Source organism: Streptomyces sp. PTY087I2, from assembly GCF_001687325.1.
Taxonomy (GTDB): domain Bacteria; phylum Actinomycetota; class Actinomycetes; order Streptomycetales; family Streptomycetaceae; genus Streptomyces.
The window spans coordinates 143646-160391 of sequence record NZ_LZRD01000004.1; the positions used below are offsets into that span (position 1 = coordinate 143646).

General features: G+C 70.6%; 14 protein-coding genes. All 14 read left to right on the forward strand.

Translation table 11 applies throughout. The features are described from left to right. Nucleotides 1-145 precede the first annotated feature (145 nt). The 14 genes from A3Q37_RS05440 (at nt 146) to A3Q37_RS05500 (ending at nt 16744) form a co-directional block, all read left to right on the forward strand. The gene (locus A3Q37_RS05440; RefSeq protein ID WP_065478296.1) at nt 146-1072 is read left to right on the forward strand and encodes a proline dehydrogenase family protein; all 927 of its coding nucleotides are present in this window, start codon (nt 146-148) and stop codon (nt 1070-1072) included. Nucleotides 1073-1125: 53 nt separating this feature from the next. After that, the gene (gene pruA, locus A3Q37_RS05445; RefSeq protein ID WP_065478299.1) at nt 1126-2757 is read left to right on the forward strand and encodes an L-glutamate gamma-semialdehyde dehydrogenase; all 1632 of its coding nucleotides are present in this window, start codon (nt 1126-1128) and stop codon (nt 2755-2757) included. Nucleotides 2758-3032: 275 nt separating this feature from the next. After that, nucleotides 3033-4100 (forward strand): S1 family peptidase, encoded by a 1068-nt coding sequence (locus tag A3Q37_RS05450; RefSeq protein WP_065478300.1) that lies wholly within the window; start codon nt 3033-3035, stop codon nt 4098-4100. Nucleotides 4101-4280: 180 nt separating this feature from the next. After that, nucleotides 4281-4829 carry a GNAT family N-acetyltransferase gene (locus A3Q37_RS05455; protein ID WP_065478302.1) on the forward strand — a complete coding sequence of 183 codons (549 nt, stop codon included), beginning with the start codon at nt 4281-4283 and terminating at the stop codon, nt 4827-4829. Nucleotides 4830-5133: 304 nt separating this feature from the next. Next, nucleotides 5134-5262 (forward strand): hypothetical protein, encoded by a 129-nt coding sequence (locus A3Q37_RS37660; RefSeq protein WP_255311746.1) that lies wholly within the window; start codon nt 5134-5136, stop codon nt 5260-5262. 128 nt (nt 5263-5390) lie between these two features. Beyond that, complete coding sequence (locus A3Q37_RS05460) at nt 5391-6434, forward strand: 3-isopropylmalate dehydrogenase (protein ID WP_065478305.1); 1044 nt, start codon at nt 5391-5393, stop codon at nt 6432-6434. 255 nt (nt 6435-6689) lie between these two features. Then, a complete protein-coding gene (locus A3Q37_RS05465; RefSeq protein WP_065478309.1) occupies nt 6690-7793 on the forward strand; it encodes a branched-chain amino acid aminotransferase in 1104 nt (367 codons plus the stop codon). Nucleotides 7794-7970: 177 nt separating this feature from the next. After that, nucleotides 7971-9002 carry an agmatine/peptidylarginine deiminase gene (locus A3Q37_RS05470; RefSeq protein WP_065478312.1) on the forward strand — a complete coding sequence of 344 codons (1032 nt, stop codon included), beginning with the start codon at nt 7971-7973 and terminating at the stop codon, nt 9000-9002. Between the two features lie 29 nt (nt 9003-9031). After that, nucleotides 9032-9646, forward strand: coding sequence for a TetR/AcrR family transcriptional regulator (locus tag A3Q37_RS05475; RefSeq protein ID WP_065478315.1), 615 nt, complete (start codon nt 9032-9034; stop codon nt 9644-9646). Between the two features lie 309 nt (nt 9647-9955). Beyond that, nucleotides 9956-11563, forward strand: coding sequence for a citramalate synthase (gene cimA, locus A3Q37_RS05480; RefSeq protein ID WP_065478319.1), 1608 nt, complete (start codon nt 9956-9958; stop codon nt 11561-11563). 287 nt (nt 11564-11850) lie between these two features. Next, on the forward strand, nt 11851-12825 hold the full coding sequence (locus tag A3Q37_RS05485; protein WP_065478321.1) for a LacI family DNA-binding transcriptional regulator: 975 nt from the start codon (nt 11851-11853) through the stop codon (nt 12823-12825). An 89-nt stretch (nt 12826-12914) separates the two neighbouring features. Continuing rightward, on the forward strand, nt 12915-14591 hold the full coding sequence (locus A3Q37_RS05490; RefSeq protein WP_065478326.1) for an ABC transporter substrate-binding protein: 1677 nt from the start codon (nt 12915-12917) through the stop codon (nt 14589-14591). Between the two features lie 42 nt (nt 14592-14633). After that, nucleotides 14634-15767 (forward strand): ABC transporter ATP-binding protein, encoded by a 1134-nt coding sequence (locus tag A3Q37_RS05495; RefSeq protein ID WP_255311747.1) that lies wholly within the window; start codon nt 14634-14636, stop codon nt 15765-15767. Continuing rightward, nucleotides 15764-16744, forward strand: a complete 981-nt coding sequence (locus A3Q37_RS05500; protein ID WP_065478328.1) for an ABC transporter permease — start codon at nt 15764-15766, stop codon at nt 16742-16744. Before A3Q37_RS05495 ends, A3Q37_RS05500 begins: the two co-directional genes overlap by 4 nt. The last annotated feature ends 2 nt before the right edge of the window (nt 16745-16746 follow it).

The following is a 16746-nucleotide window of genomic DNA, read 5'->3' on the forward strand; positions in this document are numbered from 1 at the left end:
AGATGGCGGCCACGGATGCGTGACAGGTGTCGATGGCACAGCCCGCACGGGGTACCTAGATTTCACAGTGGTTATCCGTGCCGTACCGGTTCGTTCATGTTCGTACCGTTACGGCCCCTCGTCCGTACATTCGTGGAGGTGCCCCGTGCTGGGTCCCGTGATTCTCGCCGCATCGCGCAGCGACAAGATGCGCCGGTTCATCTCGGCCGCGCCCGGCACCAAGCAGGTCGTCGACCGCTTCATCGCCGGTGAGACCGTCGACCAGGTCGTGCCGATCGTCGAGGACGCCGCGGACAAGGGCCTGGAGGTCACGCTCGACGTCGTCGGCGAGGACATCACCACCCCGGCGCAGGCCGAGGCCGCCCGCGACGCCTACCTGGAGCTCATCGAGCGCCTGAAGGTCCTGGACCTGGGCCCCCGCGCCGAGATGTCCGTCAAGCTGTCGATGTTCGGGCAAGCGCTGGAAGGCGGCCACGAGCTGGCCCTCGCCAATGTGCGCCCGGTCGTCGAGGCGGCGGCCGCCATCGGCACCACGGTCACCCTGGACGCCGAGGACCACACCACCCTCGACTCGATGTTCGCCATCCACGAGGAGCTGCGGAAGGACTTCCCGCAGACCGGCTGCGTCATCCAGTCCTACCTCTTCCGCACCGAGGACGACGCCCGCCGCCTGGCCGAGGCCGGCAGCCGCGTCCGCATCGTGAAGGGCGCCTACAAGGAGCCCGCCTCCGTCGCGTACCAGGACAAGGCCGAGATCGACAAGGCGTACGTCCGCATCACCCGGATCCTGATGGAGGGCGCGGGCTACCCGATGATCGGGTCCCACGATCCCCGTCTCATCGCCATCGCCCAGGAGCTGGGCCGCCAGGCCGGGCGCAAACTGGACGAGTACGAGTTCCAGATGCTGTACGGCATCCGCAGCGACGAGCACGTCCGGCTGGCGGCCGAGGGCCACCGGATGCGTGTCTACACGGCGTACGGCACCGACTGGTACGGATACTTCATGCGCCGCCTCGCGGAGAAGCCGGCCAACCTGCTGTTCTTCGGCCGCTCCATCCTCACCAAGGGCTGAGCGGCCCCCGGGCCGACCCACACCCCCGCCGACATCAAGGAGACAAGGCACTCATGGACGCCGTCACCCAGGTCCCCGCGCCGGTCAACGAGCCGGTCCACTCCTACGCCCCGGGCTCCCCGGAGCGCGCCCGCCTGGAGGTGAAGCTCAAGGAGCTCGCCGACAACCCGATCGACCTGCCGATGACCATCGGCGGCGAGAAGCGGATGGGCGGCGGCGAGCGGGTCAACGTCGTACAGCCGCACAACCACAAGGCCGTCATCGGCACCTTCGCCGGGGCCACCGAGCAGGACGCCCAGGACGCCATCGACGCGGCCCTCGCCGCCGCTCCGGCCTGGCGCGCGATGTCCTTCGACGACCGCGCCGCGATCATCCTGCGCGCCGCCGAGCTGCTGTCGGGCCCCTGGCGCGAGACGCTGGCCGCCTCCACCATGCTCGGCCAGTCCAAGACCGCCCAGCAGGCCGAGATCGACACCCCCTGCGAGCTCATCGACTTCTGGCGCTTCAACGTGCACTACGCGCGCCAGATCCTCGCCGAGCAGCCCCCGGCCAACTCCCCGGGCGTGTGGAACCGCATGGACCACCGCCCGCTGGAGGGCTTCGTCTACGCGATCACGCCGTTCAACTTCACGGCCATCGCGGGCAACCTCCCCACCGCCCCCGCCCTCATGGGCAACGTCGTGGTGTGGAAGCCGTCCCCGACGCAGACCCACGCCGCCGTGCTGCTGATGCAGCTCCTGGAGGAGGCCGGGCTGCCGAAGGGCGTCATCAACCTGGTCACCGGTGACGGCAAGGCCGTCTCCGAGGTGGCGCTGAACCACCGCGACCTGGCCGGTATCCACTTCACCGGCTCGACCCCCACCTTCCAGCACCTGTGGAAGACGGTCGGCAACAACATCGCCAACTACCGCACCTACCCGCGGCTCGTCGGCGAGACCGGCGGCAAGGACTTCGTCGTCGCGCACCCCAGCGCCGACCGCGCGATCCTGAAGACCGCGCTGACCCGCGGCTCCTTCGAGTACCAGGGCCAGAAGTGCTCCGCGTCCTCGCGGGCGTACGTCCCCGCCTCCATCTGGAACTCCGGCTTCAAGGAGGAGTTCGCAGCCGAGGTCGACTCCATCACGATGGGTGACGTCACCGACCTGAGCAACTTCATCGGGGCCGTCATCGACGACCGCTCGTTCGCCAAGAACAAGGCCGCGATCGACCGTGCCAAGTCCGACCCGGCGTGCACGATCGTCGCGGGCGGCACCTACGACGACTCGGTGGGCTACTTCGTCCGCCCGACCGTCATCGTGTGCACCGACCCCGAGAACGAGGTCTTCACGACCGAGTACTTCGGCCCGATCCTCGCGGTCCACGTGTACGAGGACGAGAACTACGACGCCATGCTGGAGCAGATGGAGTCGGTCTCCGACTACGCGCTGACCGGCTCGGTCATCGCGGGCGACCGCGCGGCCGCCGCGTACACGATGGACAAGCTCCGCTACGCCGCGGGCAACTTCTACATCAACGACAAGTCGACCGGCGCCGTCGTCGGCCAGCAGCCCTTCGGCGGCGGCCGTGCCTCCGGCACCAACGACAAGGCGGGCGCCCCGCAGAACCTCCAGCGCTGGACCCTGACCCGGGCCATCAAGGAGACGCTGGTCCCGCCGACCGACTACACCTACCCCCACCAGGGCTGACGCCCTCCCGGGGCGCCGCAGCACGACGCCCCGGACCCGGGGTCTTCCCCAGGACCCCCTCAGAGCACCGCCCCCCGACCGGCCCCCCTGCCGGCCGGGGGGCGGTTTCCATGTGCGGGCCCGTGCGCGGGCCTGTGTGTGGGCCCGTGCGTGGGCCCGCGCGTGCAGGGCCGGCCCAACGGCCCCCGGGGCACGCGGTCTTGTGGTCTAGGTAATGAACATGTCAAATTCCTTCTCGGTACGTCCCCACACGTCACCCCAGAAGGAGTTCCCCCATGAGACGCAACTCCCGCGCGCGCCTCGGCGTTTCCCTGCTGCTCGTCGCCGGCGCCCTCGGCCTCGGGGCCGCCCCCTCCACCGCCGCCGACACCCCCGCCGCCGCCCGCTCGGCGATCCCCGCCCCGTCCGCGTACGCCCTCGACGCCAAGGTGGAACGCTCCCTCGGCGCCGCCACCGCCGGTACCTACCTCGACGCGAAGACCGGGAAGCTGGTCGTCACCGTCACCACCGACCGGGCCGAGGAGCAGGCCCGCGCCACCGGAGCCACCGTCCGCCGGGTGGCCCGCAGCGCCGCCCAGCTCGACGCCGCCATGGAGACCCTGGAGGCCGAGGCCAAGATCACCGGCACCTCCTGGGGCATCGACCCGCGCACCAACCGGGTCGCCGTCGAGGCCGACTCCTCCGTCTCCGCCCGGGACATGGCCCGCCTCGAAGCCGTCGCCGAACGGCTCGGCGGCGCGGTCGACATCAAGCGCGTCCCCGGTGAGTTCCGCCGCGAGGTGCTGGGCGGCGGCGCGATCTACGGCGGCGGCAGCCGCTGCTCGGCCGCCTTCAACGTCACCAAGGGCGGGGCCCGTTACTTCGTGACCGCCGGGCACTGCACCAATATCTCCGCCAACTGGTCGGCCAGTTCCGGCGGTCCGGTCATCGGCGTCCGGGAGGGCACCAGCTTCCCGACCAACGACTACGGCATCGTCCGCTACACCGACGGCTCCTCGCCCGCCGGAACCGTCGACCTCTACAACGGCTCCACCCGCGACATCACCTCCGCCGCCAACGCCGTCGTCGGCCAGGCGATCCAGAAGAGCGGCTCCACGACCCAGGTGACCTCCGGCACGGTCACCGCCGTCAACGTCACCGTCAACTACGGCGACGGGCCCGTCTACGGCATGGTCCGCACCACCGCCTGCTCGGCCGGCGGCGACAGCGGCGGCGCGCACTTCGCCGGATCCGTCGCCCTCGGCATCCACTCCGGCAGCTCCGGCTGCTCGGGCACCGCGGGCTCGGCCATCCACCAGCCGGTCACCGAGGCGCTCTCGGCGTACGGCGTGACGGTGTACTGAGCCGCGCCACGTACGGCGGTGAGGGTCGGCCGAGCCACGCCCCGTACGGCGTGACGGTGCACTGACCCGCCGACGCTCCCGTACCGCAGGGAAACCGATGCCCGCCCGGACCGCCGATCGCCGCGGTCCGGGCGGGTTATCCGTGTGCGCGCGGCGCCTCCCGCGCGCGAGGATGCCCCCATGACCCAGCCCACCGCGCGTCTCGCCCCCACCTTCGAGCTGACCGCCGCCGAGCGCGCCGAGATCCGCGCCCTGCTCGACGCCGCCTTCGAGGGCGACTTCGCCGACGAGGACTGGGACCACGCCCTCGGCGGCGTACACGCCCTGATCCGGGACGCGGACGGCTTCCTGATCGCCCACGGCTCCGTCGTCCAGCGCCGGGCCCTGCACGCGGACCGCTCCTACCGGGTCGGTTACGTCGAAGGCGTCGCCGTCCGCGCCGGCCACCGCCGGGGCGGCCTCGGCCACCGGGTGATGGCCGCCCTGGAACACGTCATCGACGCGGCCCACGACTTCGGGGCCCTCTCCGCCTCCGCCGCGGGCGCGGCCCTGTACGCCGCGCGCGGCTGGCAGGTCTGGCCGGGCCGGCTCACCGCCCTCGGCCCGGACGGCGCTCATCCGCTCCCGGAGGAGGAGGGCACCACCTACGTCCGCCCGTCGGCCGGACACCCCCTGCCCGGGCCCGCCCACCCGCTGGCCTTCGACTGGCGGAACGGCGACCTCCTCTGATTCGGTGAACTGCCTCCAACGCTGTGACCTGGGACGATCCAAGAGGTCGTCTCAGATAGTAGGAAGTCCGACTAACTGTGGAGACAGGACGGCCCGACTGTCCTAACTTGGTAGAAGCCGAACGCATCGCTCGATCGAGCGACCGGCGGATGCAGGCGCACGCCCGAAGCAGGTAACCCCTGCCGCGTACGCTCCCCGCCCCTTCCGGCACCTCGACATTCGATCCGTTCCCCACCACCGCGCGGCGCTCCGCCGCCCGCGCCGGTGCCACGCGATCTCAGGAATCTCAAGGAGTCGATCCATCATGGCCGAGACCACTGTCCGCCGCGTCCGTCACACCTCCCGCCAGGCCGACGCCGAGCGCCGCAACGCCGCTGCCGCCCTCCAGCGCGCCCTGGACCGCCGCGACAACGGCGGCGAGACCGGCCACTGAGCCGCCGTCCCCCGCAGCCGTATCCACCCGCCCCGCCGTACCACCCACCCCACCCCGAACATCCTTGCGTCCGTCCGAATGGTGGACGTCGGATGTCATGGGGTGGGACGCACCGTTAGGCTCCCGGCATGTCTCGCAGCATCGATCTCGCAGTGATCCCCGGTGACGGAATCGGCCAGGAAGTCGTGGCCCAGGGCCTCAAGGTCCTCAACGCTGTCCTCCCGCAGGATGTGAAGCTGGAGACCAAGGAGTACGACCTCGGCGCCCAGCGCTGGCACCGCACCGGCGACACCCTCCCGGACGCGGAGCTGGAAGCCCTCAAGAACCACGACGCCATCCTGCTCGGCGCGATCGGCGACCCGTCCGTGCCGTCGGGCGTCCTGGAGCGCGGGCTGCTGCTGAAGCTGCGTTTCGCCTTCGACCACTTCATCAACCTGCGCCCCTCCAAGCTCTTCCCGAACACCGCGACCCCGCTCGCCGGCCGCCCCGACATCGACTTCGTCGTCGTCCGCGAGGGCACCGAGGGCCCGTACACCGGCAACGGCGGCTCGCTGCGCACCGGCACCCCCGCCGAGGTCGCCACCGAGGTCAGCGTCAACACGGCGTACGGCGTCGAGCGCGTGGTCCGGGACGCCTTCGAGCGCGCGGCCGCCCGGCCCCGCAAGAAGCTGACGCTGGTCCACAAGAACAACGTCCTCGTCTACGCTGGCCACCTGTGGAAGAACACCTTCGACAAGGTCGCCGCCGAGTACCCGCAGGTCTCCACCGACTATCTGCACGTCGACGCGGCGACGATCTTCTTCGTCACCCAGCCGGAGCGCTTCGACGTCATCGTCACCGACAACCTGTTCGGCGACATCCTCACCGACCTGGCCGCCGCCGTCACCGGCGGAATCGGCCTGGCCGCCTCCGGCAACATCAACCCGACGGGCGCGTTCCCGTCGATGTTCGAGCCGGTCCACGGCTCCGCCCCCGACATCGCCGGGCAGGGCAAGGCCGACCCGACCGCCACGATCCTCTCCGTCGCCCTCCTGCTGCGTCACCTCGGCTACGAGGCCGAGGCCACGCGCATCGAGGACGCCGTCTCCGCCGATCTCGCGGAGCGCGACGGGGCAGCGACGCGTACGACCGACGAGATCGGCGACGCCCTCGCGGTACGCGTAGCGAGCTGACCCGACGACTCCACTTCGAAGCCGCCGGGTCGCATCAGCGCCCGGCGGCTTCTCCTGTGCGGCCTCCGGGTGCCACCATCGACCTCTGGACCGCATTCACACCATTTCGTGCACGGCCCCCCGCAAGTGATAATCGAACGCGGGGCCGTGGCTCGCGGTGAAGCTCGGACGTCCTAGGACCTGACCGGAAAGCGTCGGGCCGAGGTGGCGTGAGCGCGGTCCATCACACACAAGACCGGTGAAGGACACGCACTCATGACGACGCCCACGATCGAGCTCAAGCCCTCCTCGAACCCGCTGTCCGACGCGGAGCGCGCGGCGATCCTGGCCAACCCCGGATTCGGCCGGCACTTCACCGACCACATGGTGACCATCCGCTGGACCGAGGGCCGCGGCTGGCACGACGCCCAGCTGGTCCCCTACGGCCCGCTGTCGCTGGACCCGGCCAACATGACCCTGCACTACGCGCAGGAGATCTTCGAGGGGCTCAAGGCCTACCGCCAGCCCGACGGCACGGTCGCCTCCTTCCGCCCCGACGCCAACGCCCGCCGCTTCCAGCGCTCCGCCGCCCGGCTCGCCATGCCGGAGCTGCCCGTCGAGACGTTCATCGCGGCGTGCGACGCGCTGGTCCAGCAGGACAAGGCGTGGGTCCCGGCCCACGGCGGCGAGGAGTCCCTGTACCTGCGTCCGTTCATGATCGCGACCGAGGTCGGCCTCGGCGTGAAGCCGGCCAACGAGTACCTCTTCCTGGTCATCGCCTCGCCCGCCGGCGCGTACTTCCCCGGCGGCGTGAAGCCGGTCTCCATCTGGCTCTCCGAGAACCGCGTCCGCGCCGTCCCCGGCGGCATGGGTGACGCCAAGACCGGCGGCAACTACGCCGCCTCCCTCCTCGCCCAGGCCGAGGCCGCCGAGCACGGCTGCGCCCAGGTCGCCTACCTCGACGCGGTCGAGCACAAGTGGGTCGAGGAGCTCGGCGGCATGAACCTGTACTTCGTGTACGCCCAGGAGGACGGCTCGAAGAAGATCGTCACCCCGGCCCTCACCGGCTCCCTGCTCGCCGGCGTCACCCGCGACTCCCTCCTCAAGGTCGCCCGCGACCTCGGTTACGGCTCCGAGGAAGGCCGGGTCTCCATCGACCAGTGGCGCGACGACACGGCGAAGGGCACCCTCGTCGAGGTCTTCGCCTGCGGCACCGCCGCCGTCATCACCCCCGTCGGCCTGGTGAAGTCCGAGGGCGGCGAGTGGACCCAGAGCGGCGGCGAGCCCGGCGAGGTCACCATGAAGCTGCGCGAGCGCCTGCTCGACATCCAGCGCGGTGTCGTCGAGGACACCCACGGCTGGATGCACCCGCTCGGCTAGGACCACCAGCTCGGCCGGGACCCCCGGTCCAGGATCAGGCCGCACCGGCTCCGCAGCCGGTGCGGCCTTTTCCGTACCGGCGAATAGAGCGCTGCTCCAAGTGCTCCCCGCAGCGCTTCCGTGCAGCTATACGGAACGGTTAGAGTGACACTCTAAAACCTCACCCCAGGAGCCCCCATGTCCGCCACCCCCGCCCCCTTCCGCATGCCTCCCGAGTGGGCCCCGCACGAGCGCACCTGGATGGCCTGGCCGGGGCCCAACCCCACCTTCGCCTCCGACGCCGAGCTGGATGAGGCCCGCCGCGCCTGGACCGCCGTCGCCCGGGCCGTACGCCGCTTCGAGCCGGTCACGATGGTCGTCGGGCCGGGGCAGGAGGAGGGGGCGGCGGCGCTGCTCGGGCCCGATGTCGACCTGGTCGTACGGCCGCTCGACGACGCCTGGATGCGGGACATCGGCCCCACCTTCGTCACCGACGGCCGCACGCTGGCAGCCGTCGACTGGACGTTCAACGGCTGGGGCGCCCAGGGCTGGGCCCGCTGGGAGAGCGACCAGCACATCGCCCGGGCCGTCGCCGAGCTGACCGGCACCCCCGCCCACAGCTCCCCGCTCGTCAACGAGGGCGGCGCGATCCACGTGGACGGGGAGGGGACCGTCCTGCTCACCGAGACCGTCCAGCTCGGCCAGGAGCGCAACCCCGGCTGGAGCAAGGAGCAGGTCGAGGCGGAGGTCCACGCCCGCCTCGGCACCGAGAAGGCGATCTGGCTGCCCCGCGGGCTGACCGGCGACTACGGGACGTACGGCACGCTCGGCCATGTCGACATCGTCGCCGCCTTCGTCCGCCCGGGCACCGTCGTCGCCCACGTCCAGCCCAACCCGGCCCACCCCGACCACGAGGTCACCCGGGAGCTGCTGGCCGTCCTGCGCGCCGCCACGGACGCCAGGGGACGCGCGCTGGAGGTCGTCGAGGTGCCCGCACCGACCGTGCTGCGCGACGAGGACGGCGAGTGGGTCGACTACTCCTACATCAACCACTACCTCTGCAACGACGGCGTGGTCCTCTGCGCCTTCGACGACCCGCGCGACGAGCAGGCCGCCGCGATCTTCCGGGACCTCTTCCCGGACCGTACGGTGACCCTCGTCGACGCCCGTACGATCTTCGCCGGCGGTGGAGGCATCCACTGCATCACCCAGCAACAGCCGAAGATCTGAACCCAGCGGCCGAAGGTACGAACGAACCCATGACCCCCGCCCCCCGCCGCACCCACCACGCAGCCCCGCCCCGCGAGGACGTCCTCGCCGCCGCCATGGCCACCATCGCCGCGCGCGGCCTCGACGGGCTGACCATGGCCGGGCTCGGGCGGGACGTGGGGATGAGCAGCGGGCACCTGCTCTACTACTTCCGCACCAAGGACGAGCTGCTGCTGCGGACCCTGGAGTGGAGCGAGGACCGCCTCGGGGCCGAGCGGCGTGCCCTGCTGGCCCGGCCCGGGAGCGCCCGCGAACGGCTGGACGCCTACATCGGCCTCTACCTCCCCGCCGGGCACCGCGACCCCCACTGGACGCTCTGGCTGGAGGTCTGGGGCCGCTCGCAGAACGCCGACGATGATGCGAGGGCCCGGCAGGCCGCCATCGAGGGGGCCTGGCACCGGGACCTGGTGGCGCTGCTCGCCGAGGGGATCTCGCGCGGGGAGTTCCGGGCGGTGGACGCCGACCGGTTCGCCGCGCGGCTGCGGGCGCTCCTGGACGGGTTCAGTGTCCACGTCACGGTCGGGATCCCGGGGACGGGCCGCGAGCAGGTGCTCGTACAGGCGGCGGAGTTCCTGGACGAGACGCTGTCGCCGGACGCCACATGAGGCATGCGACCAGCGTCACGACCGCATCCTGAGACACCGCCGTCACGGAGCGGATGCTGTGCCAGACTGCTGCCGTGTCCTCGTTCGTCATGATTATTGGCAGCAGGCGCGCCGGTCCGCAGTGACCGTCCCGTACCACCCCGTACGGCACGGCCACCGTGCCCCAGACCCGCGCGCAGACCTCTCGCACCCGCGAGGGGTTTTTTGTTTTCCGGCCCGCACCCGGGTCGGGCGGAACGCGCGCGGGATGATTGGGGGCAAGTGGAACCAGATCGTCCGGTCCACTCATCCGACAGGAGCCAGATCAGCATGACCACCAAGGCCAACGCCACCGACGACAGTTTCCATGTCTTCGACACCACACTGCGCGACGGTGCTCAGCGTGAGGGCATCAACCTGACGGTCGCCGACAAGCTGACCATCGCCCGTCATCTGGACACCTTCGGTGTGGGGTACATCGAGGGCGGCTGGCCGGGGGCCAACCCCCGTGACACGGAGTTCTTCGCCCGCGCCCAGAAGGAGATCACGTTCGAGAACGCCCAGCTCGTGGCGTTCGGCGCGACCCGCAGGGCCGGTGGCAGCGCGGCGGAGGACCCGCAGGTCCAGGCGCTCCTGAACTCCGGCGCCCCGGTGATCACCCTGGTCGCCAAGTCGCATGACCGCCATGTGGAACTGGCCCTGCGCACCACCCTGGACGAGAACCTGGAGATGGTCCGCGACACCGTCTCCCACCTGCGCAAACAGGGCCGCCGGGTCTTCGTGGACTGCGAGCACTTCTTCGACGGCTACCGGGCGAACGCCGAGTACGCCAAGTCCGTGGTCCGTACCGCCCACGAGGCGGGCGCCGAGGTCGTCATCCTCTGCGACACCAACGGCGGCATGCTCCCCGCCCAGGTCCAGGCCGTCGTCGCCACCGTCATCGCCGACACCGGCGCCCGGCTCGGCATCCACGCCCAGGACGACACCGGCTGCGCCGTCGCCAACACCCTGGCCGCCGTCGACGCGGGCGCCACCCACGTCCAGTGCACGGCCAACGGCTACGGCGAACGGGTCGGCAACGCCAACCTCTTCCCCGTCGTCGCCGCCCTGGAACTCAAGTACGGCATGAAGGTGCTGCCCGAGGGCGCGCTCGCCGAGATGACCCGGATCTCGCACGCCATCGCCGAGGTCGTCAACCTCACGCCCTCCACCCACCAGCCGTACGTGGGCGTCTCGGCCTTCGCCCACAAGGCCGGGCTGCACGCCTCCGCGATCAAGGTCGACCCGGACCTCTACCAGCACATCGACCCGGAGCTGGTCGGGAACACCATGCGGATGCTGGTCTCCGACATGGCCGGCCGCGCCTCCATCGAGCTGAAGGGCAAGGAGCTCGGCATCGACCTCGGCGACGACCGCGCCCTGGTCGGCCGGGTCGTGGAGCGGGTCAAGGAACGCGAACTCCAGGGCTACACCTACGAGGCCGCCGACGCCTCCTTCGAACTCCTCCTGCGCGGCGAGGTGGAGGGCAGGGCCCGCCGCTACTTCCGTACCGAGTCCTGGCGGGCGATCGTCGAGGACCGCCCCGACGGCACCCACGCCAACGAGGCCACGGTCAAGCTCTGGGCCAAGGGCGAGCGGATCGTCGCCACCGCCGAGGGCAACGGCCCGGTCAACGCCCTGGACCGGGCGCTGCGCGTCGCCCTGGAGCGCATCTACCCGCAGCTCGCCAAGCTGGAGCTGATCGACTACAAGGTCCGCATCCTGGAGGGCCGCACCGGCACCGAGTCCACCACCCGCGTCCTCATCACCACGGGCGACGGCACCGGCGACTGGGCGACCGTGGGGGTCGCCGAGAACGTCATCGCCGCCTCCTGGCAGGCCCTGGAGGACGCGTACACCTACGGACTGCTGCGCGCGGGGGTCGAGCCCACGGAGTAGTCCGCCGAAGCCACGTCGTACGAGAGCCGCCGCCCATCGCCGGGCGGCGGCTCTCGCATGTTTCCGCCACGTTCAAGAAGTGAATGCACAACCCCTCCTGCCCGCCCCGCAGATGAGACCCACCCAATCTCGACGTGAAGTATTGACGGCCCTGTATCGGCGCGGTTAACTCACGCCGCAACGCCGGTACCGGTTCCGGAACCGGTACCGAAGCACCTCTCCCACGCCTGCCCGCGCCCTGCCCCCGCCTGCCCTCTTCCGCCCCGCCTGGCCCCCTGGAGGACCGGATGCGCGTCACCATCGCCGATGTCGCCCGTGAGGCCGGCGTCAGCAAGACGACCGTGTCCCGGGTCATCAACACCAAGGGCGAGGTGGACCGCACCACGGCCGCCCGTGTTCGTGAAGTGATCGCACAGCTCGGTTACGTACCCAGCTCCGGAGCCGTCGGTCTCGCCCGTGGCTCCAGCCGTACGGTCGGGATGCTCGTGCCCTCGCTGACCTGGCCGTGGATGGGCGAACTGCTCCAGGGCGTCGTCGACACCGTCGAGGCCGCCGACTACGGGCTGCTGCTGTTCACCTGCAACCGCGGGGCCGAGTCCGTCCAGCGCTTCACCAGCCAGGTGTCCGCGCGCGCCTTCGACGGGCTCGTCGTCGTGGAACCCGAGAACACCCTCGGCCACCTCACCGAACTGCACCGCGACGGCCTGCCGATCGTGCTCATCGACGACCGCGGCCACCACCCCGAGTTTCCCTCCGTCGTGACCACCAACCACGAGGGAGGCGCGTCCGCGGCCCGCCACCTGCACGCCGCCGGACGTACCCGGCCCCTGGTCCTGACCGGCCCCCAGCACTTCGGCTGCGTACGGGACCGGACAGCCGGATTCCGTTCGGTCCTGCCCACCGATCTGGTCGTCGAAGGGGACTTCACCGAACGCGGCGGCCGGCTCGCCGTCGAGGAACTCCTCGCGCGGGACGTCACGTTCGACTCCGTCTTCGCCCACAACGACATCAGCGCGGCGGGCGTGCTCCGCGCCCTGCGGGCCGCCGGGCGCCGGGTCCCGGACGACATCGCCGTCGTCGGCTTCGACGACATCCCGATGGCCGAACACACCGAACCACCGCTGACCACCGTGCGCCAGCCCACCCGCCGCATGGGCGAGACGGCGGCCCGGATGCTGCTCTCCCACCTCGGCGGCACGCCCGTACCCGACGGACCGGCCGTGCTGCCCACCGAACTGGTCGTGCGCCACTCGGCGCCGTGACGGACCCGGCCGCCCGGCCGCGCTCCCTCCCCTCGCACCTTCCGCCCGCCGGGATCTCCCAGACCCGGCAGCCCCTTCCTGGAGTCGCCATGTCCGTACGCCGTCGCACCACCCTCAGAGCGGTCGCCGCAGCCACCGTCGTGGTGGCGCTCGCCGCCGGTTGCTCGAACGCCAACTCGAGCGCCAACAAGGGCGGCGGGGCCGCCGGTGTGCTGACCCTCGGCAAGCCGGACGGGCCGCAGACGAACAACAGCAACCCGTTCCTCACGACCTCGGCCGGCGCGGTCCTCGGCTACCGCCACATGATCTACGAGCCGCTCGCGATGACGAACATGATCCGGCCGGCCGAGAAGGCCGACCCCTGGCTCGCCACCGAATGGACCTGGGAGGACAACTTCACCAAGGTCACCTTCACCCTGGACGAGCGGGCCAAGTGGGCCGACGGCAAGCCCCTGACCGCCGCCGACGTCGCGTTCACCTTCGACCTGCTGAAGAAGCACCCGGCGCTCAACGGGGACGGCGTCCCCTTCGACGGGGTCGCGGTCAAGGGCAAGCAGGTCGTGCTGACGTTCAAGGAATCCCAGTTCGTCAACCAGAACAAGATCATCCAGACCTTCATCGTGCCCAAGCACATCTGGGAGAAGGTCGACAACCCGGAGACCTGGCCCAACCGCACCCCGGTCGGCTCCGGACCGTACAAGCTCAAGACGTTCACCCCGCAGACCACCACCCTGACCGCCACCCCGACGTACTGGAACGGCGAGACCAAGGTCAAGGAGCTGCGCTACACCGCCTACAACGACAACAGCGCCGCCACCACCGCCCTGGCCACCGGCAAGATGGAGTGGTCCTTCGTCTTCATGCCGAACCACAAGCAGCTGTTCATCGACAAGGACCCCAAGAACCACCACCTCTGGTTCCCCTCCGGCCTCGGCGTCCACGGACTGTGGTTCAACACCACCCGCAAGCCCTTCGACAACCCGGCCCTGCGCCGGGCCATGGCGATGGTCGTCGACCGCAAGGCCATCCACATCCAGGCCCAGGCCACGCTCTACCCGGAGATCACCAACCCCACCGGCATCCCGCTCCCCGCCGGTGAGCCCTTCCTCGCCCCCGAGTACGAGAACGCCACCACCAAGCCCGATGTCGCCGGCGCCAAGAAGCTGCTCGCCGAGGCCGGGTTCAAGCTCAGCGGCGGCGTGCTCAAGGACCCCAGCGGCAAGCCGGTGACGCTCACCCTCACCGACCCGGCCGGCTGGAACGACTACATCACCGGGCTCGCGATCATCAAGGACAACATCAAGGAACTCGGCATCGAGGCCAAGGTCAAGACCCAGACCGCCGAGGCCTGGGGCACCGACGTGGCCAACGGCAACTTCGACGCCACCCTGCACTGGACCAACAGCGGCGCCACCCCCTACGACATGTACCAGAACATCATGGACGGGGCGATCGTCCAGCCCATCGGCAAGAGCTCCCAGGCGGGCAACTTCGGCCGCTTCAAGAACGCCGAGGCGACCGCCGCCCTCAAGGAGTACGCCAACGCCACCAGCGACGCCGCCCGCACCAAGGCCCTCAACACCCTCCAGAAGATCTTCGTCGAGCAGGCCCCCATGATCCCGACGGCCGCCGCGCCCATCGGGGCCGAGTACTCCACGAAGAACTGGATCGGCTGGCCCACCGAGGCCGACCCCTACGCCCCGCCGCAGCACACCCAGCGCACCGCGCTGGAGATCGTGCTCAACCTCAAGCCCTCCTCCAAGTAGGCACGGGGAAAGACCGGACGGGAAGAAGACGGGAAACCGGCCATGACCAGCGATCAGCCCGAGCACGCGGGGACCGGCTCCGAGACCCTGCGGACCGGCTCCGGGCCCACGCCCACCGGCACCGATGTGGTGCTGGAAGCGCGCGGAGTCACCAAACACTTTCCCCTGCGCCGCACCGCCCGCGATCTGTTCGCCCGCGAGCGCCGCAGCGTCCACGCCGTCGACGACGTCTCGCTCCGGCTGAGACGCGGCACCGTCACGGCCCTGGTGGGGGAGTCCGGCTCGGGCAAGTCCACCGTCGCCCGCCTGCTGGCCCAGCTGTATCCGCTCACCTCGGGCGAGATACGGCTGGGCGGCGAGCCGGTGGTGGCCGGTCGCGGCCGGTCCTTCCGCCGTTATGTACGCCGGGTCCAGCTGATCTTCCAGGACCCCTTCGCCTCGCTGAACCCGGTGCACACCGTGCGCTACCACCTGACCCGCGCCCTGAAGATCCACGGCCGGGCGGGCAGCGGGGAGGCGGAGCTGGAGGAGAATCTGGCCGCCCTGCTGAACCGGGTCCAGCTGACCCCGCCGCAGCAGTTCCTGGACAAGTTCCCGCACGAGCTGTCGGGCGGGCAACGCCAGCGCGTCGCCATCGCCCGGGCGCTCGGCGCCGACCCGCAGGTCCTCCTCGCCGACGAACCCGTCTCGATGCTCGACGTGTCGATCCGGCTCGGCGTCCTCAACCTCCTGCGCGACCTCAAGGAACGCCTCCACCTGGCGATCCTCTACATCACCCATGACATCGCATCGGCCCGCTACTTCGCCGACACCACCCTCGTCATGTACGCCGGCCGGATCGTCGAGGGCGGCGACAGCGAACGCGTCACCCAGCACCCCGCCCACCCCTACACCCAGCTCCTCATCGCTTCCGCGCCCGACCCGGACCGGATCGTCGCCGACGAGGAACAGGAGGAGACCGGCACCGGCGAACCGCCCTCGCTGATCACCCCGCCCGCCGGCTGCCGCTTCCACCCCCGCTGCCCCAAGGCGATGGAACGCTGCCGCACCGAACTCCCGCCGCGCTTCGACCTGCCGGACGGGCAGTGGGCGGCCTGCTGGCTGTACGAGGGCACGGACGCGAACGGCGCGGAGCCAGTGGCGGTCCGCACGGCTGCGAAGGAGGCCACCCGGTGAAGTACCTCCTCCAGCGCATCGCCTTCTACGCCGTCACCGCGTGGGCCGCGATCACCATCAACTTCCTCATCCCCCGGCTCATGCCGGGCGACCCCGTACAGGCCCTCCTCAGCCGCTACCAGGGGCAGCTGGACACCAAGGCCATCGACTCGCTCAAGGCCCTCTTCGGCCTCGACGACCAGCAGTCGATGTGGCAGCAGTACACCGACTACTGGGCCCACCTCCTCGACGGCGACCTCGGTCTCTCCTTCACCTTCTTCCCCACCCCGGTCAGCGAGGTCATCGGCCAGTCCCTGCCCTGGACCCTGGCCCTCGTCGGCACGACCACGCTCATCAGCTTCGTCCTCGGCACCGGCATCGGCGTCTACAGCGGCTGGAAGCGCGGCTCCTGGCTGGACGGGCTGCTGCCCGTCACCACCTTCATCTCCTCCATCCCGTACTTCTGGCTGGGCCTCGTCGCCATCGCCGTGTTCGCCGAGAAGTGGTCGTTCTTCCCCAACTCCGGCGGTTACGACAACGCCCTCGTCCCCGCCTTCGACTGGCCGTTCATCTCCAGCGCCCTCTACCACGCGGTCCTGCCCGGCGTGACGATCGTCCTCAGCGCGGTCGCCGGCTGGATCCTCGGCATGCGGAACATGATGGTCACCGTCTCCTCCGAGGACTACGTGATGGTCGCCCAGGCCAAGGGGCTGTCCGAGCGGCGCGTGATGTTCGGCTACGCCGCCCGCAACGCGGTCCTCCCCAACATCTCCGGCTTCGCCCTCTCCCTCGGCTTCATCGTCGGCGGCACCCTGCTCGTCGAGATGGTCTTCACCTACCCGGGCATCGGCTTCCAGCTGCTCCAGGCGGTCGGCGCGAAGGACTACCCGCTGATGCAGGGCGTCTTCCTCATCATCACGCTCTCCGTCCTCGCCGCGAACCTGCTCGCCGACCTCGTCTACGCCGCCCTCGACCCCCGTACCCGGAAGGAGGCCTGAGG

What these genes read in the sequence shown, in the direction of transcription:
- pruA (WP_065478299.1), top strand. Translation starts at nt 1,126, where the DNA reads ATGGACGCCGTCACCCAGGTCCCCGCGCCGGTCAACGAGCCGGTCCAC.
- A3Q37_RS05450 (WP_065478300.1), top strand. Translation starts at nt 3,033, where the DNA reads ATGAGACGCAACTCCCGCGCGCGCCTCGGCGTTTCCCTGCTGCTCGTC.
- A3Q37_RS05455 (WP_065478302.1), top strand. Translation starts at nt 4,281, where the DNA reads ATGACCCAGCCCACCGCGCGTCTCGCCCCCACCTTCGAGCTGACCGCC.
- A3Q37_RS37660 (WP_255311746.1), top strand. Translation starts at nt 5,134, where the DNA reads ATGGCCGAGACCACTGTCCGCCGCGTCCGTCACACCTCCCGCCAGGCC.
- A3Q37_RS05460 (WP_065478305.1), top strand. Translation starts at nt 5,391, where the DNA reads ATGTCTCGCAGCATCGATCTCGCAGTGATCCCCGGTGACGGAATCGGC.
- A3Q37_RS05465 (WP_065478309.1), top strand. Translation starts at nt 6,690, where the DNA reads ATGACGACGCCCACGATCGAGCTCAAGCCCTCCTCGAACCCGCTGTCC.
- A3Q37_RS05470 (WP_065478312.1), top strand. Translation starts at nt 7,971, where the DNA reads ATGTCCGCCACCCCCGCCCCCTTCCGCATGCCTCCCGAGTGGGCCCCG.
- A3Q37_RS05475 (WP_065478315.1), top strand. Translation starts at nt 9,032, where the DNA reads ATGACCCCCGCCCCCCGCCGCACCCACCACGCAGCCCCGCCCCGCGAG.
- cimA (WP_065478319.1), top strand. Translation starts at nt 9,956, where the DNA reads ATGACCACCAAGGCCAACGCCACCGACGACAGTTTCCATGTCTTCGAC.
- A3Q37_RS05485 (WP_065478321.1), top strand. Translation starts at nt 11,851, where the DNA reads ATGCGCGTCACCATCGCCGATGTCGCCCGTGAGGCCGGCGTCAGCAAG.
- A3Q37_RS05490 (WP_065478326.1), top strand. Translation starts at nt 12,915, where the DNA reads ATGTCCGTACGCCGTCGCACCACCCTCAGAGCGGTCGCCGCAGCCACC.
- A3Q37_RS05495 (WP_255311747.1), top strand. Translation starts at nt 14,634, where the DNA reads ATGACCAGCGATCAGCCCGAGCACGCGGGGACCGGCTCCGAGACCCTG.